The organism is Streptococcus sp. GMD4S (assembly GCF_000296955.1).
This window is the reverse complement of record NZ_AJRE01000530.1, coordinates 1-954: the sequence shown is the minus strand read 5'-3', so window position 1 is coordinate 954 and position 954 is coordinate 1. Positions and strand designations below refer to the sequence as shown.

The 954-nt window shown below is 36.7% G+C and carries 1 protein-coding gene, 1 pseudogene and 1 riboswitch; the gene and the pseudogene both read left to right on the top strand.

Annotated features, from left to right (window positions below; translation table 11 throughout):
- A pseudogene (locus GMD4S_RS13420) lies at positions 1 to 158 on the top strand (lactate oxidase); the annotation flags it as partial.
- Between the two features lie 148 nt (positions 159 to 306).
- Positions 307 to 395, top strand: a riboswitch (TPP riboswitch).
- A gap of 218 nt (positions 396 to 613) precedes the next feature.
- On the top strand, positions 614 to 954 hold a 341-nt coding region (locus tag GMD4S_RS12345; RefSeq protein ID WP_000449828.1), incomplete at its 3' end, for a TenA family protein.

The window sequence follows — 954 nt, the reverse complement described above, 5'->3', positions numbered from 1 at the left end:
GTGTGCGTCAAGTCTTTGAGCACTTGAATGCAGAATTGAAGACAGTCATGCAGTTATCTGGAACTCAGACTATTGAGGATGTCAAACACTTCAAACTCCGTCATAACCCATACAACCCAACCTTCCCAGTCGATCCTCGTGATTTGAAATTGTATTGATAAAGTTGAAGGCCTCCACCTGATGTGGAGGTTTTTCTTCGTGTATAGAAAGATTAAATCGTTATCAGAAACTATATAAATATATTTTCCAGTCAAATATCTTGCTAGGGCTTTCAAATTCTGTTATACTGGTCCAGTAATTAAATAATAAAGACATTTGGGGTGCTTTAGGCTGAGATGATACCCATTGAACCTGATACAGTTAATACTGGCGAAGGGAAATGTGAAAAGTTTTTTTTCTTATGTTGAAGGAAACTGTCTAATCTTGTAAGGTAAACTCTAATTCTCGTTTGTAATTGGAGTTTTTTTGTTTATACAAACTGGATAGGCTTGTTTAGGTAGCTATCTGCAAATGCCCTCGATGTTCTTTAAAAGTATCAAGTGGAATTACGATTTTGCTTGGTATCTCTTGATATTTTATTGATTACTAAGGAGTAAAGAAAGGAAAAATAAATATGGAAACACAAGACTATGCATTTCAGCCAGGTTTGACCGTTGGAGAATTATTAAAAAGCAGTCAGAAGGATTGGCAGGCTGCAATCAATCATCGTTTTGTCAAGGAACTTTTTGCGGGGACAATTGAGAATAAGGTCTTAAAAGACTACCTGATTCAAGATTATCATTTCTTTGATGCTTTCTTATCCATGCTGGGAGCTTGTGTAGCTCACGCAGACCAGCTTGAATCCAAACTTCGTTTTGCCAAACAACTAGGCTTTCTTGAAGCAGATGAAGATGGTTATTTCCAAAAGGCTTTCAAAGAGTTAAAAGTAGCAGAGAATGACTATCTAGAAGTGAC